The sequence below is a fragment of the Bacillus sp. JJ1532 genome (genome assembly GCF_036965085.1).
Classification (GTDB): Bacteria; Bacillota; Bacilli; order Bacillales; family Cytobacillaceae; genus Cytobacillus.
Window position 1 is genome coordinate 1 of sequence record NZ_JBALOW010000046.1, and the last position, 5,124, is coordinate 5,124.

Here is a 5,124-nt window from a genome sequence, read left to right on the forward strand (position 1 = left end):
AATGTACTATATAAAACAGGAGGTAAGTTCATGAGAGTCAGTAAGTTTATGGTATTTAGTTTCGTTGCTTTATTTATGTTCTTATTTTCAGCAAGTGATGCATCAGCAAAAGTTATGTGGGGAAAAACAGAGCTAAAAAAGGGGCAAATTGGAAAGGTAACAATAATAACTGATATTAGAGCAACAAAGATTTTAGGCAATGATGTTCATGATCCTAAGAGTTTCCAAAATGATAAGCTATTAAAGGAAGGTGAGGAATATAGAGTATATTCTTACAGAGTGGTAGGTGATAGAAAATTTTATGGATTAGGTGGAGGACTATTTGTTCAAAAATCTAATAATACAAAATATGAGACACCCTCTAAAGCAAAATTAGCCTTATTAGGAAACCATCCAATTAAAAATCCTGTTAATACAGGAAAGGATAAGGTAGTTGTTACTGATTTCGGAAATTTAAAGGGAACTGTAACTTGGCAATATAATAAATTCATAGGAACAAAACCGGATGTAGGAGCAAATGTATTCCTTATTCCAACGAATTTTGACCCAAGTAAATATTCAAAGTCTCAACTTGACTTATTCAGTACCATTGGAAGTATCCCAGAGGGATCAAATATGCATCACGTTAAAGCAAATGGTTATGGAAATTATGAACTTAATAATATTCCAGTTGGAGAATATGTCTTGCTTATTTCATCTAACAACACAACAAGAGACTTCACTCAACCAATAGATGAATCCACGGAAGAAATGTTACTTCGTTTATTAGGTAATGGGTATGAAATTTTTATGCAATTTAATCTTGAACTACAAAATCATGACTGGACAACTGTTGAGATTCAAAAAAACACTACCCAAGATAAGAGCATAGATTTTGGTTATACATTTATTTAATTATTATGAAGAATCCCTCTACCTAGAGGGATTTTTTATTTCAATAATATTCCTATTTTTCACTTCCAATAATATCCCCTTAGTAACAAAAATAGCAGCAACCTTTTCCTCACTTTTCATGAATTTTATAGAAATCATGTCATGATCTTTCAAAACCACATTTATTTTTTTTATCCCAAATAAAGAAACCCCATTTACAAGTAAACACTCATTATGGTAAAAATCCAATTCTTTTAATTTTGTTAAATCATCAAAGTTGTAAATTATTTTATTCATCCTCGTTAATCCTTTCGTACAGATCATCTATTTTGACATTCAGCATTAAAGCCAACTCAAATAATTCTGGTACAGAGGGATAACTATTTCCTGTGCACCAATTGCTAATGGTGTTTCTTGATTTATTAAAATGTTTTCTAAAATATTCTCTATTATAAGAGGATTTATCAATTAACCAACCAATATTACTTTTAATTTTCATATCATCACCTAAGTAAATAATTCTACAATGATTAGCTATTTCCTTTCATAATCAAATTTGGAACTTTCACAATTAAATTTGGAATAAACTGAATTCATTGGTCATACCATCTAGTAACTAAGCAAATGGAGGTGGTATGACTAATGAGAAATAAGGTAGTAAAGTCAGTTTCATTCAACATTTCAAATGAGCTAGATAAAGAATGTCTGGAGCATATACAAAGGGCTAATTTTAGTGGGTATGTAAAAGAGTTAATTATTGCGGATATTCAGAAACGAAAAGAAGCAAGAAGGATTGTCCATAGTAGTCAAGGTGGAGGAATTAAGATTGTAGTAGGGTAATACCGCCCTCCCTCTTTATAAGCAAGTGTAACACTGTTACACGGTTGACATTGGTAATTGTCATGACAAATGGAAAGGGGATGCTGTTTGTGATCGAAGGGAAGGGACTTGGAGGAAAGAAACCTAATCGAGTAAATTTATCGTTATCAAATAAGTACAATAAAAAATTAAATAGGCTAGCAGTAGCTTGTAATAAGAAACCGACTTCACTTGCAGGATTATTGATTGAATTGTGTTTGGATAATGTAGAGCTTGTCCGACAGTTACAAGATGAATATGGTGTATACAATGCTTACATGGTTGTTCCAGTGAAGAATAACGGTGAGATTATCTATACATTGAATGAAAGGTGCTGAGTGTATGGACTGGGTGAGTTTCATTTCTGGTGCAATAGGAGTTTCATTTGCATTTGCTTTATTTTCAAGCAGGAATGAGGCTAATGATGAGGATTATGAGGAAAATGAAGGTATGACCGATATTAATGAGTCTTCTTCAGGAAGGTATGTGGTACTTTCCTGCCAGACTTGTAGGAAAATGAAAAAGCATCGGGAGATTGAGTTTAATTTATTTCAATGTGTGAAATGTAAAAGGCATGTTGATATTAGAGCATCATGAAATAGTTCTCTAAATATTCATAATTGTATAGTAAAAATCTTGATTATCTAGGTTATGATTGATTTAAATATTGGGAGGTGTAGTAATTATGTATAAGTTACAATTTGCCAACGCCTTCACCCAAGAAATACTCCGAGAAGAGAAATATGATGGGCAAAGTTTTATTTTAGAAATAGTCGATTCAATGGAGCAAAATAAAAGGGATAAATTAGAATTATTTATTATGGATAATCAGAAAAGAATACTTAAGGCTGAATTTATATCACATATTATTGTAAGAGAAGATGATGCGAAAGTTTATAGAATGTTTTTCAAAGTAAAAGCATTAGATGTGAAACTTTCTATAAGATAGTAAGGAGAGAGTGACTTAGTGTCGCTCTTTTTTATGTGTATTTAATTTACTTATTTAATATAGTAAAAAGCAGTATAAATAAGGGTGTTTGCGAAATGTTAGGAGCTTTAATACGTTAAATTTCACATATTACTCACAAAATTATGTGGGGTTTATATAATAAAAAGTAATTTTTGTCTGTTTTTGGATATTTTTCTCCTTAAATCTATTAGTATTAATTTAATTTACTTATATTTTTGCTCTTATATTTATTTAATTTACTTATTAAATATTTTTATAGATTCATGTATAATCTGCGGAATTTCGGTAATCAATATTTATAGATATCGAGGATAAGAAACAAACACTAAAAGAATTTAACTCGAAAAAGGGGATTTCACTATGAATGATAAGAAAATAAACAGAGAGGAATTACCAGAGGTATTAACACCAAAGCATATTCAAGAAATATTAGGAATTGGTAGGAGAACCACCTACGAAATGATAGAGAATCCACCGTTTCATGTAGCAAAAGTGGGCAAATTATATAAGGTATCTAAGAAGATATTTTTTGAATGGCTAGATGGAGAGTAAGTGATGAGGGAGGTTCTTTATGGCGAATTGCTGGAGCAAAAAAGAAGAAGAAATATTGAAGGAGAACTTCTCTTCGGCAAAATGGGATGAACTATTAAAAATGTTGCCCAATAAAGGAGAAGGTGGAATTACTGGTCATGCAGCTAAGCTTGGATTGAAACGTGAAAGCGAAAAATTAAAACCGTATTATGATGAAGAAAAAGAAGCGTGGATTCAAACAACTGTAAACTACGATGAAATCAAATCAACTGTAACTTCTATCTTTCCAGCAAAAAAAGGGACAACATATGAGCAAGCAAATGACCGTGTTGTTGCTAATATGGCTAGAGGTTTTTACAACATAATAAAACCCAAGTACAGTGAATTTATTCAATCAATAGGACTAATTTATGATACTGAAAAAATGAGATCAATTTTTAATAACAGGGAGTTAGATTTATTTTATGCAGTTAAAAAAAGTAAAGATGAGAAGAAAGAAATACATAATAAGTACAAAGAGGAAATGATAAAAGAAGTGGAACGTGTTATTAGTTTGATGAAGAGTAAGGATTAATCCTTGCTCTAATAATTAGAAAAGATTTTATAAAGGAGTATTCAAAGAATAGGAAAGGTAAAGTACAACGTCTTGCAGAAGAATTTGTAAAACAATGCGGATTTAATTACCTGGTAGGTTCTAAGATGACTAAGGTCGGTAATAGGATGGCTTATTACTATCCGAATGAAAATATGATAATAATTGATCCTAGAAGAATATACTGGGCACACAAAAGATTTAATTTATCGTTAATGGATTTTGTTCACATATTAATTGCACGTGAACTTGGTAGATCAATGGACGGATTGTTAGAAGAAAGAAATAATAAAATAGATAAGGCGTTCCAATTAATTGAAAAAGGTTTTTATTCAGGGCAAATAAAATCATACTTAGCAAATTTAAAAAGTGAAGAGGAAAAGTTTGCTTCAATGAGAGGTAGAGATTTTATTAACAAAGAATTATTGGAGCAATATGATTATATATGTCAAAGATATCATCTATCAGAAACTTCAAGAATTAAGGATAAAGCAGAATTAGATAATTTATTAAGTCAACTCAAAGGAAATTCCATTGAGAATAATATTAATGAAATACTTAAAGGGGATATTTAATCATCTCCTATTTTTTTTATGCATAAACAAGAACGTTTGTTCTACAATAAAGAAAGGAGATGATGAAATGGCTATTCGAGATCGAGGGAAATTAAAATGGCAAGGTGCTTTCTTTATGCCTGAGCATGTAAAAATGCTTCGAGATATTGAACGAGATAATCAGAAAGAAAAACAACCTATTTTAGACGAGTATGAGATTGAGGAAATTGAAAATAAGATTAATTATGCTATGGAGTTTGCTTTTACTGTGAAAGTTAAAGTTTGGAGAGAGGGTTTCTTTTATGATTATTATGGTAGGGTGTGCAGATTGGATATGTTGAATAAGATGATTTATTTAGAAGGTGAAGATGGGTATATTGAGAAGGTACAATTTGAAGATATTGTAGGGGTTGAAGTTTTAGAAGGGTAAAAATATACCACTTCGAAGCTTGTTTCGGAAGTGGATTGCGAATTGTTCGGAAGGTTATGAGAGGTTCGGAATGTGGTTTTGAAACCCTCAGAACCTAATAACTTATTCTAGTTATTTATTAATTTTAATGTATATTATATTGATTAGATAAACTTTAGCCATTATAATGAAGACTATGTGAGTCCAACAAAGACCGTTATGAAAATTGTATAAAAACTGTAGCAGATTCAATAAAATCAATCAATTATTTACATAGGTGTCCTCCGTAGTCTTCAAAACTATCTGTGACCACCGTGCGTGGTCAGCTGGGTTCGAT

11 protein-coding genes are annotated in these 5,124 nt (G+C 31.0%); 9 read left to right on the top strand and 2 right to left on the bottom strand.

Annotated elements, in window-relative coordinates; all coding sequences use genetic code 11:
- Positions 1-30 precede the first annotated feature (30 nt).
- A complete protein-coding gene (locus V7122_RS16950) occupies positions 31-894 on the top strand; it encodes a hypothetical protein (RefSeq protein ID WP_335527731.1) in 864 nt (287 codons plus the stop codon).
- 18 nt (positions 895-912) lie between these two features.
- Here the strand turns inward: V7122_RS16950 and V7122_RS16955 are convergent, their stop codons facing one another.
- A complete protein-coding gene (locus V7122_RS16955; RefSeq protein WP_335527734.1) occupies positions 913-1,170 on the bottom strand; it encodes a hypothetical protein in 258 nt (85 codons plus the stop codon).
- Positions 1,163-1,372, bottom strand: coding sequence for a helix-turn-helix transcriptional regulator (locus V7122_RS16960; protein WP_335527737.1), 210 nt, complete (start codon positions 1,370-1,372; stop codon positions 1,163-1,165). Before V7122_RS16960 ends, V7122_RS16955 begins: the two co-directional genes overlap by 8 nt.
- Positions 1,373-1,515: 143 nt before the next feature.
- On the opposite strand from V7122_RS16960, the gene V7122_RS16965 reads away from it, so the two are divergent.
- The 8 genes from V7122_RS16965 to V7122_RS17000 all read left to right on the top strand — a co-directional run bounded on the left by V7122_RS16965 (position 1,516) and on the right by V7122_RS17000 (position 4,808).
- Complete coding sequence (locus tag V7122_RS16965) at positions 1,516-1,713, top strand: hypothetical protein (RefSeq protein WP_335527739.1); 198 nt, start codon at positions 1,516-1,518, stop codon at positions 1,711-1,713.
- An 89-nt stretch (positions 1,714-1,802) separates the two neighbouring features.
- On the top strand, positions 1,803-2,069 hold the full coding sequence (locus tag V7122_RS16970) for a hypothetical protein (protein WP_335527742.1): 267 nt from the start codon (positions 1,803-1,805) through the stop codon (positions 2,067-2,069).
- 4 nt (positions 2,070-2,073) lie between these two features.
- A complete protein-coding gene (locus tag V7122_RS16975; RefSeq protein WP_335527744.1) occupies positions 2,074-2,328 on the top strand; it encodes a hypothetical protein in 255 nt (84 codons plus the stop codon).
- An 88-nt stretch (positions 2,329-2,416) separates the two neighbouring features.
- The gene (locus V7122_RS16980) at positions 2,417-2,680 is read left to right on the top strand and encodes a hypothetical protein (RefSeq protein WP_335527747.1); all 264 of its coding nucleotides are present in this window, start codon (positions 2,417-2,419) and stop codon (positions 2,678-2,680) included.
- A gap of 381 nt (positions 2,681-3,061) precedes the next feature.
- Positions 3,062-3,253 (top strand): helix-turn-helix domain-containing protein, encoded by a 192-nt coding sequence (locus tag V7122_RS16985; RefSeq protein ID WP_335527749.1) that lies wholly within the window; start codon positions 3,062-3,064, stop codon positions 3,251-3,253.
- Between the two features lie 19 nt (positions 3,254-3,272).
- The gene (locus tag V7122_RS16990; RefSeq protein WP_335527752.1) at positions 3,273-3,806 is read left to right on the top strand and encodes a hypothetical protein; all 534 of its coding nucleotides are present in this window, start codon (positions 3,273-3,275) and stop codon (positions 3,804-3,806) included.
- Positions 3,807-3,931: 125 nt separating this feature from the next.
- Positions 3,932-4,399: a hypothetical protein gene (locus V7122_RS16995; RefSeq protein WP_335527754.1), complete on the top strand. Its 468-nt coding sequence runs from the start codon at positions 3,932-3,934 to the stop codon at positions 4,397-4,399.
- Positions 4,400-4,466: 67 nt separating this feature from the next.
- Positions 4,467-4,808: a YolD-like family protein gene (locus V7122_RS17000; protein ID WP_335527756.1), complete on the top strand. Its 342-nt coding sequence runs from the start codon at positions 4,467-4,469 to the stop codon at positions 4,806-4,808.
- Positions 4,809-5,124: the final 316 nt, after the last annotated feature.

What these genes read in the sequence shown, in the direction of transcription:
- V7122_RS16950 (WP_335527731.1), top strand. Translation starts at nt 31, where the DNA reads ATGAGAGTCAGTAAGTTTATGGTATTTAGTTTCGTTGCTTTATTTATG.
- V7122_RS16955 (WP_335527734.1), bottom strand. Translation starts at nt 1,170, where the DNA reads ATGAATAAAATAATTTACAACTTTGATGATTTAACAAAATTAAAAGAA.
- V7122_RS16960 (WP_335527737.1), bottom strand. Translation starts at nt 1,372, where the DNA reads ATGAAAATTAAAAGTAATATTGGTTGGTTAATTGATAAATCCTCTTAT.
- V7122_RS16965 (WP_335527739.1), top strand. Translation starts at nt 1,516, where the DNA reads ATGAGAAATAAGGTAGTAAAGTCAGTTTCATTCAACATTTCAAATGAG.
- V7122_RS16975 (WP_335527744.1), top strand. Translation starts at nt 2,074, where the DNA reads ATGGACTGGGTGAGTTTCATTTCTGGTGCAATAGGAGTTTCATTTGCA.
- V7122_RS16980 (WP_335527747.1), top strand. Translation starts at nt 2,417, where the DNA reads ATGTATAAGTTACAATTTGCCAACGCCTTCACCCAAGAAATACTCCGA.
- V7122_RS16985 (WP_335527749.1), top strand. Translation starts at nt 3,062, where the DNA reads ATGAATGATAAGAAAATAAACAGAGAGGAATTACCAGAGGTATTAACA.
- V7122_RS16990 (WP_335527752.1), top strand. Translation starts at nt 3,273, where the DNA reads ATGGCGAATTGCTGGAGCAAAAAAGAAGAAGAAATATTGAAGGAGAAC.
- V7122_RS16995 (WP_335527754.1), top strand. Translation starts at nt 3,932, where the DNA reads ATGACTAAGGTCGGTAATAGGATGGCTTATTACTATCCGAATGAAAAT.
- V7122_RS17000 (WP_335527756.1), top strand. Translation starts at nt 4,467, where the DNA reads ATGGCTATTCGAGATCGAGGGAAATTAAAATGGCAAGGTGCTTTCTTT.